Raw genomic sequence first — 17931 nt, 5'->3', positions numbered from 1 at the left:
CTGCGGTGCTCGACTGCGCTCCTCTTAAAAACTGCTGATCACAAATAGGTTTTGCAGAAGGTCTATACAACAGCTGATTAAATTTAATACAAAAATAGACAAATAACTTAACTGCTTATGCATATAAATAAAACCGATTGGAGGAATCCTTATCATAAATTTATGATGCCATCATTAGACCTTCTGCAAAACCTATTTCTAATGGCAATTTTGGTGTCGAAGCTTGTCTATGCTCCTCAAATACATTTAGTATTCTGCGGTGCTCGACTGCGCTTCCCCTAAAAACTGCTGATCACAAATAGGTTTTGCAGAAGGTCTATTTTTCTTCTGCTCTAGGATGGGCTTTTTGGAATATTTCTTTTAACCTTGTTAAGGAGTTATGGGTATAGACTTGGGTAGCAGCCAAACTTGCATGACCCAATAGTTCTTTAATAGCCTGTAAGTCAGCGCCTCTATCTAATAAATGGGTGGCAAAAGTATGGCGCAATATATGAGGGCTATGCTGACTGGCACGGGTAGTGGGTGCCAGATACTTTTTGACCACGCGATAAATAAACATAGGGTAGGAGGGCTGCCCAGAATCGGTTAGGATCAGCTGCGGCGTACAATGATACCCCAGTTTTTCTTTTTGGGCCAAATAAACGGCTATTAATTGGTCTAGTGGTCGTGGGAAAGGAATGATACGCGCTTTATCACGTTTACCTACCACTTGAATGGTTCCTTCTGCGAGGTTGATATCTGTTTGGCAAAGGGCGATCAATTCAGCCAAGCGGATACCTGTCCCATATAAAAGCTCTAAAATTAACTGATCGCGCAACCTAGCAAAATGAACCGGAAATAGGCATTGGTCTAAGTAGGCCAAAAGCTCTTTTTCTTGAAAGAAGACCGGCAACCTTTTTTTTCCTTTTAGACTTTTCAGTGCATCCGTAGGACGCGTGGCGATGCGCCCTTTTTTTTCTAAAAAAGCATAAAAGATACGCAAGGCAGCCATTTTTCTATTGATAGAACGATGCGCAAGCCCTTCTTTGGCCAAAGACATGATCCAGCCACGCAAATCCTGCGCCTTGACCTCCGTAACAACTAGGTTGAGCCCAGATAGATAGGCTACAAACTGATTTAAGTCTGTTTTGTATGCTACAACGGTATGGCGGCTGACTCTTTTTTCTTCCGTTAAATAGGCCTCAAACAGCGCAATAAGCGATTGGTTCTCCATAAAGGAAATGGTGCCTTACTTTTTATACCCAGCAAAAAGTAGAATAACGATTCCTACCCGTTGTTGCCATGTAGCATCCGATACTTATACATTGCCTTTAACTTTTGCGCTTTTCTGCTCACAGTTGGTTTGGTATAGGCCATACGCTGCCTGGCCTGTTTGAGTACCCCCACACGTTCAACCTTCTTTTTAAATCTTTTTAGCGCCCTATCTAGCCCTTCGTTGTCTTTTACTTCTACAAGAATCATACACTTCTTAAATTTTGTAATTAAAATGGGTTCTTGATATCCCACCACAAATCTACTCTAAAAATAGAGGAAGCACAAGACTCTTTTAATAAAAGATTCTACTTTAAGCAGTAGCCAAAATAGGCTTTCTTTTTTTTTGCCGCCACCGCATCATACGCATGATACAAAACAGCAGCAAACAAGCCCATGAAGCGATATGGCCAATGTAATCACCATATAAGCTGTAAAAAGTCATTTGATTATTGGCGCGTACTGTTGCGCGCATTGCAGCGGCTTCTAGTCGATTGGTTGCGGCTATTACTGCTCCACGTTGGTCTATAAAGCCAGAAATACCGGTATTGGCTGCACGCATTACACTCCTTCGGTGTGCGATGGCTATCAAACGGCTATATTGAAAAAACTGATGGTATATAGGCGTATTGCCCCACCAGCCATCATTGGTTGTTACCGCAAGAAGATTGGCACCTTGTTGGACGCTACTACCTACAAAAGCCCCATAGAGCAATTCATAACAAATAATCGGTGCCACCTTAATATGCGCATCTATTTCAAACACCTTAGCGCCATCTCCCTTACCAAGCGTAGGAATTATACCCCCAATATCAAGGAATCTTTGTTTGAGCCAAGACAATGCCTTGTCTGATAAAAGATGGAAGTAGGGGATATATTCTCCACCTGGTAATCTTTTTACTTTATGGTATATGGCTGTTTTACCTCCAGCTTTTAGGTAAAAAACACTATTGAAAGTGTCAATATAGCTACCATCTATTCGTTCAGCAGTTTGTGTAGCCTTATTTGGGCCATAAATACATATTGAGCTGACGCCGGTTATAAGGTGTAAAGAGGCATAGCGCTCTAGAAATTGGAATATCGGCTGCATCAATAGATAAGCATGTGTCCATTTTTCTTCTAACCAGCAGCCATCAATAGCTGATTCAGGCCAAACCACTAAAGCGGTTGCTGGTGTAAGCTGCTCTTTAGAAAGGGTCAATAATCGATTGATTTGGTCGGAATAGGGGACAAACGATGGATCGGTACTATTTTTTTCGGTATAGCTATCAAAGTTGGGTTGGACCACTACTGCTTCTACATCCATTCCTTTTTCTTGATAGGCGTAATAGATCATGAAGCTGGTGGTTATTGGCAGTAGCAAAGTAGCTAAAAATCCCTTTAATAGTGCGAAACTTGCTTTTTCAAACAGCAGGTGATAGAGCAGGATATTGGTAATCAAAATCCAAAGGGATCCGCCGAGTATGCCTGTATATTCATACCATTGAATCCATTGCGGCAATGCCGCCAGGCCATTGCCTAGGTTAAGCCAAGGAAAAGTAAGTTCCCAATAGGTCCAGGAGAGGTGTGCATGCTCTAAGGTCAGCCAACTGGTTACCAGCCCCAGATAGCCTAGATATAGGCCGCTCCATTTCCGGATGTAATAATAAAAAAACCAAGGCAAAGCAAGGCAAACCGTATTGTAACATGCTGCAAATAGAAACCCCTCAAAAGCCGCTTTATAAATCCACCAAACGGTTAAGGTATTCCAAAGCAATAGGGTTAAAAGAATCGCAGTCCAGCAAAAGATTTTTTTTTCAGGGGTTGTGGTAAGCAGTTTCATGATAGCTAGCATAGGTACAATCGCTATGCATAACAAAAAACCGAACCAACAAGAACACCAAGATAGGTAAAACAAACTGCTGCTCAAGGCTACTAAAAGCAGCACATAAGCCTTAAAAAATTGTTTGGGAAAAAGCTTTAGTCTAATACGGTCGAGCCATAAAACATAGCTATTAGATTGATCAGAGACCAGATAATGCGGCATTGTATACGTTATTTTTGAGTGAATCCACTAGATCTTGTAGTATAAAGGTCTTTTATGTGTCGTTTTGTTGATTACACTATAGGACACCTATTCAGATAGAGAATGCCGCTAATTTACAAAAAAATCGCACAACTGAATAGGGAGTGCTGTGTGCAACAGACCTTCCTCATAAGTTTTGTAGCGCAAATATATAAAAATATATTTCAAGCAGAAATTCTGCTAAAAAAGTTTCGGCCCTTTTATTTTTTATGTAAAATTACAGAATGTTGTGCTTAAAAGAACACCCCCTTATGCTAGCATACGAGCAATAAAGACTAATCCATTGATGTAAGGTTAAGCAAGGTCACATTACTGGGAATGCTATAGCCTATCCCTGCTGTAGGATGGGCAAATATTAGACCTTCTGCAAAACCTATTGCTAAATGGCAATTTTGGTGTCGAAGCTTGTCTATGCTCCTCAAATACATTTAGTATGCTGCGGTGCTCGACTGCGCTTCTCCTAAAAACTGCTGATCACAAATAGGTTTTGAAGAAGGTCTATTGATTGATATGTATAGAAAAAACAAAAGATGAAGATACAAATAGCTATTCCAAGGTTTATTCAAAAGCTTAGTTTTCTATTGTTAATGTTTGTGTTAAGTGCATGCTTCATGAAGTGTAATAAAAACAATCCTAAGTCCAAGTCTAGCTCTGGTCTGGAGTCGCAGCCTCCTGAAGAAGAAGAAAATGATAGCAATCAGGAGCTCCTTCAAAATACAGCAGCGTCTGTGACTGACAGCCCTATTTCTAATAGTCCGGAAGGGTCTGAATCGAAACAAGATGTAAAACTAGATGAAAATCAATCAAAAATAGATCACAATAATAATTATGAAAGCAATACAGACAATAATGATAGGGGGAATGCTAATGGTGTAACTTCTACTAGTACCACACCAGTGAACTTAGGTACTAAGGAAATTTATCCAAATAATAGCAATATAGAACAAACGCAAAATGAACCAAGCTTAGATGGCAGCTTTACGCCAGGGAATGGGCAGGAGAACTCCTTCCTGCCATTACTCCCACGTGATAGATTGTATACTGATCCATTATTGCCATCTAAAAATAAGTCAGAACATGATTTTTCATGCAACAACTCAAAAAGTTGCGAGGGACCACTAAATACCCTAAAAGCTTCCGATTATAATAATAATCAAGCAAATTCGACAAACCTATTAAACCCGAATTCTAATTCTAATTTCAATAGATTTTGGTCTGGTTCTCAGTCTATGCGATTGCCATCACCATTACCTGATGAAGATAAATCTAAGATCGGATCCGGTACTCAAAGTCTTTATAATTTCCCAGTTGGTGAAACTGACAAAGGTCAGAAGAAAAACAAAGGAGCTTTTCACGGAATTGTAAAACACACAAAAGAAAGAGACCTGTTCTCATGGATGTTCAATAAAATAAAAATGCGTGAAAAGCAACCGAAGGATTCAAGTGAAGAATAACAAATAGTGTGGCAAAATTGTAGAAGTCAAGATTTTACCTTATAGCCACTATACATTTAGACGCCATCTATCCGTTAAGTTTAGCCTGTCAGACTGATACTGTATCATATAGGCATACAAATGGTTTCTAAATATCAGACTATCTTTTGGCAAAAAAGATCTACACAAAAATTGTAAGCCTCTTATTTTTTATGTAAAACTGCAGAATGTTGTGCTTAAAAGAACACCCCCTTATGCTAGCATACGAGCAATAAAGACTAATCCATTGATGTAAGGTTAAGCAAGGTCACATTACTGGGAATGCTATAGCCTACTCCTGCTGTAAGATGGGCAAGTATTAGACCTTCTGCAAAACCTATTGCTAAATGGCAATTTTGGTGTCGAAGCTTGTCTATGCTCCTCAAATACATTTAGTATGCTGCGGTGCTCGACTGCGTTTCTCCTAAAAACTGCTGATCACAAATAGGTCTTGCAGAAGGTCTGTTGATTGATATGTATAGAAAAAACAAAAGATGAAGGTACAAATAGCTATTCCAAGGTTTATTCAAAAGCTTAGTTTTCTATTGTTAGCGTTTGTGTTAAGTGCATTTTTTATAGAGTGTAACAAAAATAATCCCAAGTCCAAGACCAATTCGAAAAATCATTCTAATCAGGGAGGTGCTCAAGCTACAACAGAGTCTACTGCTGGAAGTAGTCCTGCTAGTAGTTCGGAAGATGTTGAACCAGACTTAGAAATACCTGATCCTGATCAAGAGGCGGACCAGGATGAGCGTGGTGGGGGTAATAAAGAGAATAAGAATCCTAAGATTGCAGTCCCTTGTAGTGATGGAGTAGATTCGGATAGTACTACAGATAGCAGCGATGGAGCGACTTTATCAGAGATATTAGGTCCCCCTCGCCGTAGATCGGACACTTATACTGTAGCGCATAAAGAATCCGATAGGCCTGAATCCAATTCCACTCTTTGTAGATCGAATACTTATACTGTAAAGCGTAAAGAAGCCGATAGTTCTAAACTCGATACCGATTATAAAAAGATGGATTACCCAACACCTAACCTGCCAAATCAAAATTCTAATAACAATGGCGAGATCAATGTAAGTCTTGACAGTGAGTCAGTAGACACCCTGTCAAATAACAACTTTAATGAAAATCTAAGCAATAATAAAACAACAGAAAGTAACTCACCAAGTCATAATACCAATAATAATCAAGAGGAAAAGAAAAATGGAGGGTATAACAAAGAAACAGCGAATCGCTTCCAAAGAGGCGTACACAAAGTCAAAAAAAAAGGTTTTGCTAGATCTGCATTGGAAATGCTCACGAGGAAAAAATCGAAAGAAAAAGATTCTGAACAGCCACCACAAACATATCAAAACTGTGGTCAAGATTATATTCTAGTATCATGTGGAGGGTATAAAGAGAGTTGCATCCAATAGACTTTCCTAATCGATTCCGCAGCGGAAATATATGTAAAAAGACGTTTCAAACAGAAAATCTACACAAAAATTGTAGCCCTCTTATCTTTTACGTAAACTTGCAAAGTTAGGGTTCTTTAAAAACCCCCTTATTCTAGATGCACCATACTAGCAACAACGATCAAACTATAAATGTAAGATATAAGCAAGTTCCATTGCTGCAGAGGCTATAGGCTACTCCTACCTTAGCGTGGGCAAAATTGTTTAACTATTCATCCAAAATATCTAAAAAATAAAGCATGCGGGTACAAAGAGCTATGCTAAAGTCTATTTTATGTAGTTTTATATGTTTAGTGTTTGTGTTCACTGCAGGTTGCCCGGGTGAAGAACGGGGTAAGCGTGACGATAAACCGGATGCTAATTGCAAGAAAAATCGGAAAGATCTTTCTAGGGGACATGGGAGCACGCTAGGCTCGGGTACTAAGCAAACTAATCCAAATAGCAGTGATGAAAGTAATAAAGATGAAAACAAAGACGTATGTAATATTCAATGCTCTGATTTAAACGATTTAAATAAGGGGCAGGCTATTGAAGACTCTAAATAAGAAGAAAATAGATAAATTAACCAATGAAATTAATAAAATTAATAAGACTTTTATAAAAAATCAGAGCAAATTTACAGAACAAGAGAACGAATTTAATGAGAGAAAAGAACAAGTTCAAAAAATTATATTATACTGGACAGAACAGGAGCGCACACAGGAACAAAAGAAAGGAGAACAGAATTATTGGGAGCGGGTAAAAGAATTATCTGCTAAATTAGCTAATAAGGTACTTGGGAATAAAGACAAGCCCCTATCCCTGGATGAGATTAAACAAAACAAGAAAAACGCATCTGCATACTTCTTTCAATTAATCACAGAGCAAAACAAAAGAAAAGAAGAATTTGAGCAAAAACAAAAGGAAGATCAGAAAAAATTAAAAAAATATCAGGAGGAATTGAGCAAAATTTAGATACTGATCCGGGCGGCTTTCTACAAGCTAAAAACCATACCAGCTATGAACAAAATAAAAGCGCTACCTATTGTTTTGATCAAAAAGTAAATAAAAATTCAAGCGTTGATATAAAAAGTTTTGATCACAAAGCTTATATCATAAATTTTTTACCTGGTAAAATTATTTGTAAATTTGGTTATTTGTTACCCCTCAACAGCGCTAAATTGAATGGGGAGCTGTATTCGTAGTTTTTAAATAGATAAATAGAAACATGGCACATCCAAAGAAAAGATCCTCTGCTTCCAGAAGAGATAAAAGAAGAACGCATGTTAAGCTTGCCATGCCTGCGCTTGTCATCTGCCCCGTTACCGGTGTAATGCATATGCCCCATCGTGCATTTTGGCATGAAGATAAAATGTATTACAAAGGTAGGGTGGTGATGCATAGAACAGATACGCAACAATAGATGAAGTTAGTCAAACGTGCCGTTATTACAGGTGTAACTGGATATGTTCCGGGCTATGTGCTGACCAATAGCGAATTGGAGCAGATGGTAGATACCAATGATGGCTGGATCACTACCAGAACTGGTATTCAAGAGCGGAGAATCCTAAAGGGAGAAGAGATGGGCACCTCTGTAATGGCTATAGAAGCCGTAAAAGATTTGCTGCAAAAAACAGCTACCGATCCTGCTGCCATAGATCTGCTGATATGTGCCACCATTACCCCAGATAGAATCACCCCTGCTACCGCTAATATCGTTGCCCATGCGGTGGGTGCTACCCATGCTTTTAGCTACGACTTACAAGCTGCTTGCTCTGGCTTTCTTTATGGACTAGATACAGCCGCTCAGTTTATTGCTTCGGGTAGGGCAAAAAAGGTGGTTGTAGTAGGCGCGGATAAGATGTCTGCTATTACCAATTATAGCGATCGGGCTACCTGTATTCTTTTTGGAGATGGTGCAGGTGCTGTACTGGTAACAGCCGATGACCCAGATAGTGGTTGCGGTATTGTAGATACCATCTGCAAAGCAGATGGTGCAGGGCAAAACTTGCTCTACCAAAAAGCAGGAGGTAGTAGGTTGCCTGCTTCACATAAAACAGTCGATGCCAAAGCACATTACATTTACCAAGATGGCCAAAACGTCTTTAAGGCAGCGGTTACTGCTATGTCAGAGGTAGTGATGGAAATTATGGCTGGTAATCAGCTTACCCCAGCAGATATTGCCTATTTAGTGCCCCATCAAGCCAATAGGCGCATCTTGAAACTTGTAGCCGATCGTGCAGCCATACCTATGGAAAAGGTTATGTTGAACATTAATAAGTATGGCAATACAACCGCTGCAACCATTCCACTCTGTTTGTGGGATTATGAGCAAAAACTTAAAAAAGGTGATAAATTAATTGTAACCGTTTTTGGAGGCGGGTTTACTTGGGGGGCTATGTATATGGTCTGGGGGTATGATGGTGGTAAAGCCGTTTAAAGCGTGTGATAATTAAAAGGCAAAAATTAAGGTAATAGCAATAAAATCAAAGTATTATGGCAAATACAAGTGATATTAAAAATGGCCTTTGTATCTTATTGAATAATGATATTTATACTGTCGTGGAATTTCAACACGTCAAGCCAGGCAAAGGCGCAGCTTTTGTTAGAACCAAACTAAAAAGTTTAACCAAGGAAAGGCAAATTGACCATACTTTTAATGCGGGCGCGAAAATCCATATCGCACGCATTGAACGCAGACCCTACCAGTTTCTTTATAAGGATAGTGCAGGCTACACCTTTATGCATACAGAGACCTTTGAACAGCTGACCATTGAACCATCACTGATTGCTACCCCCCAATTCCTAAAAGAAGGGCAACATGTAGAAGTCGTCTACCACGATGATGAAAATGTAGTATTAAAATGTGAATTGCCCCCATCTGTGCTATTGCGGATTACCTATACAGAACCCGGCCTTAGAGGCGACACTGCTACCAAAACCTTAAAGCCAGCCACCCTAGAAACAGGCGTAGCCGTTAAAGTTCCGCTATTTATTAATAATGAAGATCTTATAAAGATAGATACCCGTACTGGTCTCTATATAGAGCGCGTAAATGAGCAGAAAAAGTAAGTATGAAAACCAAAGAAATCCAGGAGCTGATTGACTTTATTACCAAGTCAGGGTTAGAAGAAGTACATATTGAGACAGAAGCCATTAAAATCCATGTGAAAAGGAGTATACCTATTCCCGGACATGTGGCATCATTACCGCCCAACCCATTTGTTCCACCTGCTCAAATAGCTCCAGAAGCTGGAGCAAATAACCCCAATCATATAACCATTAAGTCCCCAATGATTGGTACCTTTTACAGATCACCTCATCCTGAAGAAGCTCCCTTTGTAAAAGAAGGAGATGCCATTGTAAAAGGCACAAAGCTCTGTATTATAGAAGCCATGAAGCTCTATAATGAAATAGAGTCAGAAGTTACCGGCAAGATCGTACAAATCTTGGTTGATGATGTTTCGCCTGTAGAGTATGATCAACCCCTTTTTATAGTAGAACCAATTTCCGGATAAATCGTACCGCTATCTTTTCAGCTACTATGTTTCAAAAAATATTGATTGCCAATCGTGGAGAAATTGCTTTAAGCATCATTCGGGTTTGCAAAGAAATGGGTATTAAAACCGTTGCGGTACATTCTACGGCAGATAGGGATAGTTTGCATGTCCGTTTTGCAGATGAATCCGTCTGTATTGGCCCCCCTGCTAGCCATTTGTCTTATCTATCTATTCCATCCATTATTGCTGCTGCCGAAGTAACCAATGCCCATGCCATTCATCCAGGTTATGGATTTTTAGCTGAAAATGCTACCCTTGCAAGTATTTGTGCAGAATATGGTATTAAGTTTATAGGCCCTTCCGCTGCCGCCATCAGCAAGATGGGTGATAAGTCTACTGCAAAGGCAACCATGCAGGCTGCTGGTGTGCCCACTGTTCCTGGTTCCAATGGGCTGCTCACATCGGTTGAAGAAGGCATCCGTTTGGCCCATGAGATAGGCTTTCCTGTATTGCTTAAAGCAACTGCAGGAGGTGGGGGAAAAGGCATCAAATTGGTAGATAACCCAGAGGTATTCCAGCAAAAATGGGCAGAAGCCCGTCAAGAGGCCATTGCCTCCTTTGGTAAAGATGGCCTTTATTTGGAAAAATATATAGAAGAACCACGCCATATTGAAATACAAATTGTGGCAGATCAGTATGGTAAAGTCATCCATCTATCTGAGCGAGATTGTTCCATCCAGCGTAGACACCAAAAATTGGTAGAAGAATCTCCCTCTCCCTTTGTCACAGCGGCCTTACGCGCAAAGATAACAGAAGCAGCGGTAAAAGGCGTCTCTGCTATAGGGTACGAAGGCGTTGGGACCATGGAGTTTTTAGTGGATAAATACCAAAACTTCTACTTTATGGAGATGAATACTCGGATTCAAGTAGAATATCTCGTTACAGAAGCCGTTACCGGTTTTAATCTGCTAAAGGCACAAATTGAAATGGCAGCCGGAAAGCTACTCGACCTACCCAATCTATATCCGAAAGGCCACGCCATAGAGGTCCGTATTAATGCAGAAAATCCCTTTCATGACTTTCGGCCATCTCCTGGAAAAATTAACCATATGCATTTTCCCGGTGGCCTTGGTATAACCATTGCAAGCCATATTTATGCTGGTTATGTTATTCCCCCCAACTATGACTCCATGATTGCAAAGCTTATTGTACATGCAAATACTAGAACAGAGGCCATTGCCAAGATGAAGCACGCATTAGAAGAGTTTGTTATAGAGGGCATCCAAACCAATCTGCCCTTTCATCGTGCGCTACTAGAAGATCAAGCCTTTCAGGCAGGCCACTTTACCACACAATACTTAGATAGCTTTGACTTTTCACTACTCAAACAAGTAGAATAAATCTCTTTTTTATCTGCTCGCCCTTATCTTACCTAAAATTTAATCATCTTATTTTGAATAAAAAAAATTTCAGCTTATCTATGTAAAATAAGACCTTCTTCAAAACCTATTTGTGATCAGCAGTTTTTAGGAGAAGCGCAGTCGCCAGCATACTAAATGTATTTGAGGAGCATAGACCACAAAATTGCCATTTAGCAATAGGTTTTGCAGAAGGTCTATAGAACTTTATACCTATACTAAGCATTTCAGCTTTATGGTGCCCATTGTTATAGTTTGTTTTTTGCTGGGTGCTTGTAATAAGCTAGAGGTTAGGTACACGGGTACCCTAATATTGATACGAAGGATAATAAAGCGTATAGCAGTAGTAGTCTAAACTATCAGAAGCAACCATTGACGCATCCAGAGGATGATTGGGTTAAAGCAGATATGTGCACATCTCTACATATAAAAGCAGAAAATACCGGAAATAATGCGGTAGATGACATGAAGCGCTTATTGGGTAAGATGCTACCTTTACTATTAAGAAAAGAGGGGCGTGAAAGTCTTCTTTACGAAAAAGATAATAAGATACGATACTTCGTACAAGGTAGTTCTTTTTGGAATGAAAATAACATGAAAGATTACTTAATCTATCTAGAAAGTCAAGGTTATAATAATAGTCTACTCCTTTCAAGGAATGCGCACCAAGAAACATCTCTATTGGCAGCCATGAAAAGAGGGAGTGTAGATATGGTGAAGCTTTTGTTAGCATATACCCATAGGTGCGTTGGACTGAACCCTGCTGATCATATAGATGAGGACAAGAACGATCTTTTAGACATAGCGCTAGGACAAAAAGATAATCGAAAACTGGTTTGTTTAATAAATGAATTATTCAATTGCAGTGCCCGCTCTGCCACTTTCACCTACATGCATTTTTTGGGCATGGCTAAATGTCATTCTGAGAAAGTAATAGGCGCCATGTTAAGCAGTAAAAAGAAACTCTTTTACCTATTTCAGGCAGTGCATAATAACAAATTTGAACGATTGGACTTATTGCTTCATACAATAGTTAGCGTGCTAGGACCTGTTGATTGTTTAGAAGTTTTTACCAAAAAGTACCCTTATGGCTCTCGTGATTACACGCTCCTGCGTACAGCATTGGATAAGAATTTATTAGAAGAAGCAGACAAGTATATTGTAGAATACCTTACAGGCTTTTTATTGCATATCCTTGAAAAAATTAGACTATCTGATCTTTCAGATCGACTCAAACAAAAATTAATAGACCTGCTATTTAAAAGTGACATTGTAGAACTTGCAAAAGAACATAGGTGTGCATTACCGAACCTTTATACGGCGCTAAGAATCACAATGGAGTCGATAAGTCCACTAGGAGAGTTTTTCTCACCTATTGCTCCATCTAATGGGTGCACATTTCCGCCGTCTAATAATAATGTGAAGTTGGTATTAGTTAGATAAAAAAGTGTAAAAAAGCTCCTTTGTACTTTTAAATTGGCGTATTTAGTCTTCTATAATTTATATATCATTTACAACGCTTGTAATGCCAAATTATAGGTTAAGTTGTATCAACTTTGGTCATTTAACTTAAATTAATATTAATAGATCGTTTTAATTATGTCGCTGGATATTTCATTACTGTTACTTGTAGCTTTTCTGTTATTTACATTGGTAATGTTTTTTTGTTCTTTAAATAAAAAGGTTACCAACTTTCGGGAGCATGCCGTTGGGCATAGACAATTTCCTACAGCTGCTTTAGTAGCTACTATCGTAGCATCTTATTACCCAGGGGGGCTGCTCAAGGCTAGTATAACAGAGGCTTCTATAGGGCTCTGGCCTATATCGCATAGAATAACTGTGGCGTTTTTACCATTATTGACGCTAAGTTGGTTAGCCGGGCGTATGCCCAAGTTTATGTATGACCTATCGATGCCAGGGAGCATGGCTAGGGCATATGGCAGTTATGCACGGCTTATTACTGCTTTATTTGGATTTTGCCATTCTATTATTATGGTTGCTTTACAAATTCGTCTGATAGCTGATACAGCCAGCCTATTTATAACCTCAGTTAGTCCATTGGCTATTACGCTACTCATCACGCTAGTTTTGGTTATTTATGCTATGTTTGGTGGTATGCGCGCGATTACCTTTACAGATGTATGGCAATCTATCATTTTTTCTACCCTTATTGTAGTACTGGCTTGGTTGCTGCTTAAAAAGACAGGTAGGCCAATTATCGAAACCATTGGCTTTTTACAAACTCAAAAAAAATTCGAATTAAATAATATAATGCCCCCTGGTGGTAAAGTAGTCAATATACTGCGATACCTTTCTTATATGTTCACTGCCACCAGTCCCTATCTTGTGCAGCATGTATATATGTGTTCCAGCCTTGCTCAGACAAGAAAAGCATTCCTATATGCTGGTGCTTTTTCTACTGTTATTATAATATGTATAACGTTAGTTGGTTTATTTGTTTTTGTCTGTTTCCCACATGTGCCATCTGCAGCTATTTGGAACCATTTCCTCTCTAATACTTCCCCTGTCTTAAAGGGAGTAGTTTGTATCATTATATTATCTTTTGCGATGTCTACAGTTGATTCTAGATTGCATGTCACTAGTATAATGCTTGCTTATGATATACCCAAAAGCATACATTTGCTCAAGAGGCTTGTTCACCTCTACCAGTTTCGCGTGGTGCGTATCGCACTGCTTGCTGTGGCGCTACTCACTGTGGTATTGGCTTGCAACTTTCCTATTTCCATTCTGGTCCAAATCCTTTTATGGTATGACCGTTTCTATGTCCCAGTAATAATGGCCCCATTTATTTTAGCGGTTATTGGCTTCCGTACCACTGCTCAGGTTGCTTTAATAGGAATGGCTACCGGCTTACTCTCTGTACTTGGTTGGGAGCAATGGATCGCTCCTATAGTTGGAACGAGTAGTGCCCATATTCCTTGTATGTTGATGAATGGCCTGGCTATGCTTATTGCACACCATTTACTGACCACACCACAAATTGCACAAACTAAAAAGCGCGTTGGCTCATTTAAGCCTATCCAATCGGAACATGCCGTAAAAAACAACACGAAAGATAATATCAGCTAGCCATTTTTTTTATTTTATAGAAAAAAGCTTAACTTTGTTAAAGTTTGTCCTTCCTAATTGTAGAAGGATTATTATTCTTTAGCTTATAGAAATATATGTATGCAATTGTAGAAATAGCTGGGAAACAATTTAAAGTATCCAAAAAACAGTGGCTATACACCCCTAAATTGCAAGGTGAAGTGGGTACGCTGCTCACTTTTGATAAAGTTTTACTTTTAGATGATGCAGCAGGAAAGGTAGCCGTTGGTACACCTATTTTGCAGGGGGTAACGGTTCAAGCCAAGGTATTGGAGCATACCAAAGCAGACAAAATTATCGTTTTTAAGAAAAAAAGACGAAATGGATATAAAGTAAAGCGGGGGCATCGTCAAGAGCATACGCGGATTCTTATTGACGATATTAGCCCTCTTTCGTAACTCGATTGCTGAACAAATAGGTTTCGAAAAAGGTCTGCTGTAAACTAATATAATAACATGGCACATAAGAAGGGAGCTGGTAGTTCCCGTAACGGAAGAGATTCAGAAAGTAAGCGGCTCGGTATAAAAAAATATGGTGGAGAAGCTGTAATGGCTGGTCATATTATTGTCAGGCAAAGAGGTACCCGTTATTATCCTGGTAAAAATGTTGGCTTAGGTAGGGATCATACTTTATTTGCCGTAATCAATGGGGTAGTTGTCTTTAAAAAGAAGAAAGACATGCGGTCTATTGTTTCAGTAGATGCGGTGTAGTCCATTATTGCTTCACACTTGCTCCTGTACAGGTGCAAAAACTAGAGACCTTCTTCAAAACCTATTTGTGATCAGCAGTTTTTAGGAGAAGCGCAGTCACCAGAATACTAAATGTATTTGAGGAGCATAGACAAGCTTCGGCACCAAAATTGCCATTAGAAATAGGTTTTACAGAAGGTCTAATCACATGAACTTATTTGCAAGCGAAATTCGCTAGAAAGGTAATAATACGATATGGCTGTAAAAATTAGATTAGCTAGATGCGGAAGAAGGCATCTGGCAGAGTATGACATCGTTATAGCTGATGCACGCTCACCACGAGATGGTCGTTTTATAGAAAAAATTGGGAATTATAATCCAAACACAGCCCCTGCAACGGTTAAGCTTGATGAGGCAAGCGCATTGAAATGGCTTTTTCAGGGTGCACAACCAACTGATACGGTTAGGAGTCTTTTGTCTAAGCAAGGTGTAATGTTAAAAAAGCATCTTCAAGTAGGTGTTATAAAAGGAGCCATTACCCAAGCGCGGGCGGATGAAAAATTTGCTAGTTGGAAGGCAGAGCGGGTAAAAAAAATAAAATTAGTTAATTAAATTTAAATGAATAGGGAAGATATTATGGCTACAGTAGTAGCCGTTGTTGTTGACAAGCTAAATGTTTCGCCTCAAGAGGTTGTGCTTACGGCCCATTTTGCAAATGACCTAGGTGCCGATTCTCTAGACCAAGTTGAATTGGTTATGGAGCTTGAGAGAGCGTTTGATGTACACATTAAAGATGATGAAGCTGCCAAGCTACAAACCGTGGGTAGTGTGGTAGATTATTTAGAAAAGACCTTAGCGCAACGCAAGACTTAGCTTACCTTTTTTATGTTACCCACAAGCGTAGTTATTACAGGATTAGGTGCCCTCACACCAATTGGCAGCAATGTTGAGGCATATTGGAATGGTCTGGTTTCTGGTCAAAGTGGTGCAGCGCCCATCACTAGCTTTGATACTGCTAAGCATAAAACCAAGTTTGCTTGTATCTTAAAAGAGTATGACCCTCATAACTACCTTGATGCAAAAGATGTGAGGCGGATGGATCCATTTGCCCAGTATGCTATGGTAGCTGGAGATGAAGCCATACACGATGCCGGGCTCATCACCCCTTTAGTAGATAAAGAACGTGTAGGGGTCGTTTGGGGCTCTGGTATAGGTGGTTTAGGTACGATAGAAACAACCATTTTAGAATTTTTCCGGAATGGTATGGATCCCAGGATTAATCCTTTTTTTATTCCCAAGATTATACCAGATATTCCTTCTGGCCACTTGTCCATTAAGTATGGATTTAAGGGGCCCAACTTTGCCACAGTAGCTGCATGTGCCTCTGCAGTAAACGCTATAGTAACTGCTTTTCAATTGATTAAATTAGGCGATGCAGATGTAGTAGTAGCAGGTGGCTCAGAAGCGCCTATTATTCAATTAGGCGTTGCTGGATTCAATGCATTAAAAGCCCTCTCTACGCGCAATGAAGACTACTTAACCGCTTCACGTCCCTTTGATAAGACAAGAGATGGTTTTGTGATGGGAGAAGGAGCAGGTGCTTTAGTCCTTGAGTCGTACGCCCATGCCCAAAAAAGAAACGCTAAAATTTACGCCGAAGTAGTCGGCGTAGGGATGTCTGCAGACGCCCATCATATTACTGCACCAGATATGGGAGGTGTAATTTTAGCATTGCAACGTGCATTAGCCAGTGCTGGTCTTTCACCAGAGGCTATAGACTACATTAATGCCCATGGAACCAGTACCCCATTGGGTGATGTCAATGAGATAGAGGCCATTCAGCATGTATTTGGTGCCCATGCCTATAAGCTTAACATTAGCTCGACCAAGTCGATGACCGGCCACTTGCTAGGTGCAGCCGGCGCCATAGAGTCTATTGCCACTGTTTTAGCATTATCGCATCAAGTAGTACCGCCAACCATTAACCATAAAGTATTAGATGAAGCCATTGATCCACAGATCAATTTAACTTTACATCAAGCAGAAAAAAGATCCATCTTATTTGCGCAAAACAATGCATTTGGTTTTGGTGGACATAACGTTTCTATAATCTTTAAAAGATGGGAAGACTCCTAAGTTTACTCCATTACTTTTTTATAAAGAAAGATCCTGCTACGCAACAGTTGGTCTCTTTTGTAAGAGCTACTACTGGAATGACTCCTTTAAATCTAGCCTTATATAAGGTAGCCCTTCAGCATAGCTCTATAGAGGAGGGGCATACCTCCAATGAACGGCTCGAGTTTCTAGGAGATGCTATATTATCTGCAATTATTGCAGACTATCTCTTCAAGAAATATCCTTTAAAAGAAGAGGGCTTTTTAACAGATATACGGTCAAGGCTCGTCAATAGGGATTCCTTAAATGGGCTCGCACGCAAGATTCATTTAGACAAGCTATTGCATTACGATAGCAATCTTGTAAAACGAAGTGGCCATAAATTTATTTATGGCAATGCATTAGAAGCCTTGATTGGTGCGGTTTATTTAGATCATGGGTATGAACGCTGTCAGAAATTTGTTATTGAGCGGCTTATCGTCAATTATATAAGCCTAAAAGAGCTGATAGAACATGATACCAACTTTAAGAACAGGATTATTCAGTGGGCACATAAACATCACCTTCAAGTAATTTTTAGGATTCTTGAGGAGAAACAGTATGAGCACTATAAAGAATTTACTGCTCAGGTGATTATAGATGAAAAAGTGATGGGAGAAGGAACGGGTAGAACCAAAAAATGTGCCGAACAAATGGCTGCCCAGCAAGCCTTGCAATATACAGAACAGGCAACAGCAGAATAAAAAAACCTTTCTGCGAAACCTATTTGTGGTGAGAAATTTTTAGGAGAAGCGTAGTCGAGCGCCGCAGAATACTTAGCTGGATTTGAGGAGCATAGACAAGCGCCAAAATTGCCATTTAGCAATAGGTTTCG

21 protein-coding genes are annotated in these 17931 nt (G+C 39.6%); 17 read left to right on the top strand and 4 right to left on the bottom strand.

Annotated features, from left to right (window positions below):
* Nucleotides 1-316: 316 nt before the first annotated feature.
* The 4 genes from FPG78_RS00650 to FPG78_RS07050 form a co-directional block, all read right to left on the bottom strand.
* A complete protein-coding gene (locus FPG78_RS00650) occupies nt 317-1213 on the bottom strand; it encodes a tyrosine-type recombinase/integrase (RefSeq protein ID WP_144086162.1) in 897 nt (298 codons plus the stop codon).
* A gap of 53 nt (nt 1214-1266) precedes the next feature.
* Nucleotides 1267-1461 carry a 30S ribosomal protein S21 gene (rpsU, locus tag FPG78_RS00645; RefSeq protein ID WP_144086161.1) on the bottom strand — a complete coding sequence of 65 codons (195 nt, stop codon included), beginning with the start codon at nt 1459-1461 and terminating at the stop codon, nt 1267-1269.
* A gap of 103 nt (nt 1462-1564) precedes the next feature.
* Nucleotides 1565-3277 carry an apolipoprotein N-acyltransferase gene (lnt, locus tag FPG78_RS00640; protein ID WP_144086160.1) on the bottom strand — a complete coding sequence of 571 codons (1713 nt, stop codon included), beginning with the start codon at nt 3275-3277 and terminating at the stop codon, nt 1565-1567.
* A 467-nt stretch (nt 3278-3744) separates the two neighbouring features.
* A complete protein-coding gene (locus FPG78_RS07050) occupies nt 3745-3882 on the bottom strand; it encodes a hypothetical protein (protein WP_186292375.1) in 138 nt (45 codons plus the stop codon).
* A 45-nt stretch (nt 3883-3927) separates the two neighbouring features.
* On the opposite strand from FPG78_RS07050, the gene FPG78_RS00635 reads away from it, so the two are divergent.
* The 17 genes from FPG78_RS00635 to rnc all read left to right on the top strand — a co-directional run bounded on the left by FPG78_RS00635 (nt 3928) and on the right by rnc (nt 17800).
* A complete protein-coding gene (locus FPG78_RS00635) occupies nt 3928-4770 on the top strand; it encodes a hypothetical protein (protein ID WP_144086159.1) in 843 nt (280 codons plus the stop codon).
* Between the two features lie 512 nt (nt 4771-5282).
* On the top strand, nt 5283-6209 hold the full coding sequence (locus FPG78_RS00630; RefSeq protein ID WP_144086158.1) for a hypothetical protein: 927 nt from the start codon (nt 5283-5285) through the stop codon (nt 6207-6209).
* Nucleotides 6210-6487: 278 nt separating this feature from the next.
* A complete protein-coding gene (locus tag FPG78_RS00625; protein WP_144086157.1) occupies nt 6488-6793 on the top strand; it encodes a hypothetical protein in 306 nt (101 codons plus the stop codon).
* Nucleotides 6777-7202, top strand: a complete 426-nt coding sequence (locus FPG78_RS00620; RefSeq protein ID WP_144086156.1) for a hypothetical protein — start codon at nt 6777-6779, stop codon at nt 7200-7202. Before FPG78_RS00625 ends, FPG78_RS00620 begins: the two co-directional genes overlap by 17 nt.
* A 253-nt stretch (nt 7203-7455) precedes the next feature.
* Nucleotides 7456-7650 (top strand): 50S ribosomal protein L32, encoded by a 195-nt coding sequence (gene rpmF / locus FPG78_RS00615; RefSeq protein ID WP_144086155.1) that lies wholly within the window; start codon nt 7456-7458, stop codon nt 7648-7650.
* A complete protein-coding gene (locus FPG78_RS00610) occupies nt 7651-8667 on the top strand; it encodes a beta-ketoacyl-ACP synthase III (protein ID WP_144086154.1) in 1017 nt (338 codons plus the stop codon).
* A gap of 56 nt (nt 8668-8723) precedes the next feature.
* Nucleotides 8724-9299 (top strand): elongation factor P, encoded by a 576-nt coding sequence (efp, locus tag FPG78_RS00605; RefSeq protein ID WP_144086153.1) that lies wholly within the window; start codon nt 8724-8726, stop codon nt 9297-9299.
* Nucleotides 9300-9301: 2 nt separating this feature from the next.
* A complete protein-coding gene (accB, locus tag FPG78_RS00600) occupies nt 9302-9745 on the top strand; it encodes an acetyl-CoA carboxylase biotin carboxyl carrier protein (RefSeq protein ID WP_144086152.1) in 444 nt (147 codons plus the stop codon).
* Nucleotides 9746-9771: 26 nt separating this feature from the next.
* A complete protein-coding gene (gene accC, locus FPG78_RS00595) occupies nt 9772-11127 on the top strand; it encodes an acetyl-CoA carboxylase biotin carboxylase subunit (protein WP_144086151.1) in 1356 nt (451 codons plus the stop codon).
* Between the two features lie 390 nt (nt 11128-11517).
* On the top strand, nt 11518-12588 hold the full coding sequence (locus tag FPG78_RS00590; protein WP_144086150.1) for a hypothetical protein: 1071 nt from the start codon (nt 11518-11520) through the stop codon (nt 12586-12588).
* Nucleotides 12589-12801: 213 nt separating this feature from the next.
* On the top strand, nt 12802-14235 hold the full coding sequence (locus FPG78_RS00585; RefSeq protein ID WP_223261923.1) for a sodium:solute symporter family protein: 1434 nt from the start codon (nt 12802-12804) through the stop codon (nt 14233-14235).
* Nucleotides 14236-14330: 95 nt separating this feature from the next.
* Nucleotides 14331-14651: a 50S ribosomal protein L21 gene (gene rplU, locus FPG78_RS00580; protein WP_144086148.1), complete on the top strand. Its 321-nt coding sequence runs from the start codon at nt 14331-14333 to the stop codon at nt 14649-14651.
* A gap of 57 nt (nt 14652-14708) precedes the next feature.
* Complete coding sequence (rpmA, locus tag FPG78_RS00575) at nt 14709-14963, top strand: 50S ribosomal protein L27 (RefSeq protein ID WP_144086147.1); 255 nt, start codon at nt 14709-14711, stop codon at nt 14961-14963.
* A gap of 234 nt (nt 14964-15197) precedes the next feature.
* Nucleotides 15198-15554, top strand: a complete 357-nt coding sequence (rpsP, locus tag FPG78_RS00570; protein WP_144086146.1) for a 30S ribosomal protein S16 — start codon at nt 15198-15200, stop codon at nt 15552-15554.
* A gap of 6 nt (nt 15555-15560) precedes the next feature.
* Nucleotides 15561-15815, top strand: coding sequence for an acyl carrier protein (gene acpP, locus FPG78_RS00565; RefSeq protein ID WP_144086145.1), 255 nt, complete (start codon nt 15561-15563; stop codon nt 15813-15815).
* 12 nt (nt 15816-15827) lie between these two features.
* Nucleotides 15828-17078 carry a beta-ketoacyl-ACP synthase II gene (gene fabF / locus FPG78_RS00560; protein ID WP_144086144.1) on the top strand — a complete coding sequence of 417 codons (1251 nt, stop codon included), beginning with the start codon at nt 15828-15830 and terminating at the stop codon, nt 17076-17078.
* Complete coding sequence (gene rnc / locus FPG78_RS00555) at nt 17063-17800, top strand: ribonuclease III (protein ID WP_144086143.1); 738 nt, start codon at nt 17063-17065, stop codon at nt 17798-17800. Before fabF ends, rnc begins: the two co-directional genes overlap by 16 nt.
* The last annotated feature ends 131 nt before the right edge of the window (nt 17801-17931 follow it).

Source organism: Cardinium endosymbiont of Dermatophagoides farinae, assembly GCF_007559345.1.
Taxonomy (GTDB): domain Bacteria; phylum Bacteroidota; class Bacteroidia; order Cytophagales; family Amoebophilaceae; genus Cardinium.
Note: the sequence above shows the minus strand (reverse complement) of the source record. Positions and strands in the feature narration are given on the sequence as shown.

What these genes read in the sequence shown, in the direction of transcription:
- rpmA (WP_144086147.1), top strand. Translation starts at nt 14,709, where the DNA reads ATGGCACATAAGAAGGGAGCTGGTAGTTCCCGTAACGGAAGAGATTCA.
- FPG78_RS00635 (WP_144086159.1), top strand. Translation starts at nt 3,928, where the DNA reads ATGAAGTGTAATAAAAACAATCCTAAGTCCAAGTCTAGCTCTGGTCTG.
- fabF (WP_144086144.1), top strand. Translation starts at nt 15,828, where the DNA reads ATGTTACCCACAAGCGTAGTTATTACAGGATTAGGTGCCCTCACACCA.
- rpsU (WP_144086161.1), bottom strand. Translation starts at nt 1,461, where the DNA reads ATGATTCTTGTAGAAGTAAAAGACAACGAAGGGCTAGATAGGGCGCTA.
- rpmF (WP_144086155.1), top strand. Translation starts at nt 7,456, where the DNA reads ATGGCACATCCAAAGAAAAGATCCTCTGCTTCCAGAAGAGATAAAAGA.
- FPG78_RS00585 (WP_223261923.1), top strand. Translation starts at nt 12,802, where the DNA reads ATGTTTTTTTGTTCTTTAAATAAAAAGGTTACCAACTTTCGGGAGCAT.
- acpP (WP_144086145.1), top strand. Translation starts at nt 15,561, where the DNA reads ATGAATAGGGAAGATATTATGGCTACAGTAGTAGCCGTTGTTGTTGAC.
- accB (WP_144086152.1), top strand. Translation starts at nt 9,302, where the DNA reads ATGAAAACCAAAGAAATCCAGGAGCTGATTGACTTTATTACCAAGTCA.
- FPG78_RS00610 (WP_144086154.1), top strand. Translation starts at nt 7,651, where the DNA reads ATGAAGTTAGTCAAACGTGCCGTTATTACAGGTGTAACTGGATATGTT.
- rpsP (WP_144086146.1), top strand. Translation starts at nt 15,198, where the DNA reads ATGGCTGTAAAAATTAGATTAGCTAGATGCGGAAGAAGGCATCTGGCA.
- lnt (WP_144086160.1), bottom strand. Translation starts at nt 3,277, where the DNA reads ATGCCGCATTATCTGGTCTCTGATCAATCTAATAGCTATGTTTTATGG.
- efp (WP_144086153.1), top strand. Translation starts at nt 8,724, where the DNA reads ATGGCAAATACAAGTGATATTAAAAATGGCCTTTGTATCTTATTGAAT.
- FPG78_RS00650 (WP_144086162.1), bottom strand. Translation starts at nt 1,213, where the DNA reads ATGGAGAACCAATCGCTTATTGCGCTGTTTGAGGCCTATTTAACGGAA.
- rplU (WP_144086148.1), top strand. Translation starts at nt 14,331, where the DNA reads ATGTATGCAATTGTAGAAATAGCTGGGAAACAATTTAAAGTATCCAAA.
- rnc (WP_144086143.1), top strand. Translation starts at nt 17,063, where the DNA reads ATGGGAAGACTCCTAAGTTTACTCCATTACTTTTTTATAAAGAAAGAT.
- FPG78_RS00625 (WP_144086157.1), top strand. Translation starts at nt 6,488, where the DNA reads ATGCGGGTACAAAGAGCTATGCTAAAGTCTATTTTATGTAGTTTTATA.
- accC (WP_144086151.1), top strand. Translation starts at nt 9,772, where the DNA reads ATGTTTCAAAAAATATTGATTGCCAATCGTGGAGAAATTGCTTTAAGC.
- FPG78_RS00630 (WP_144086158.1), top strand. Translation starts at nt 5,283, where the DNA reads ATGAAGGTACAAATAGCTATTCCAAGGTTTATTCAAAAGCTTAGTTTT.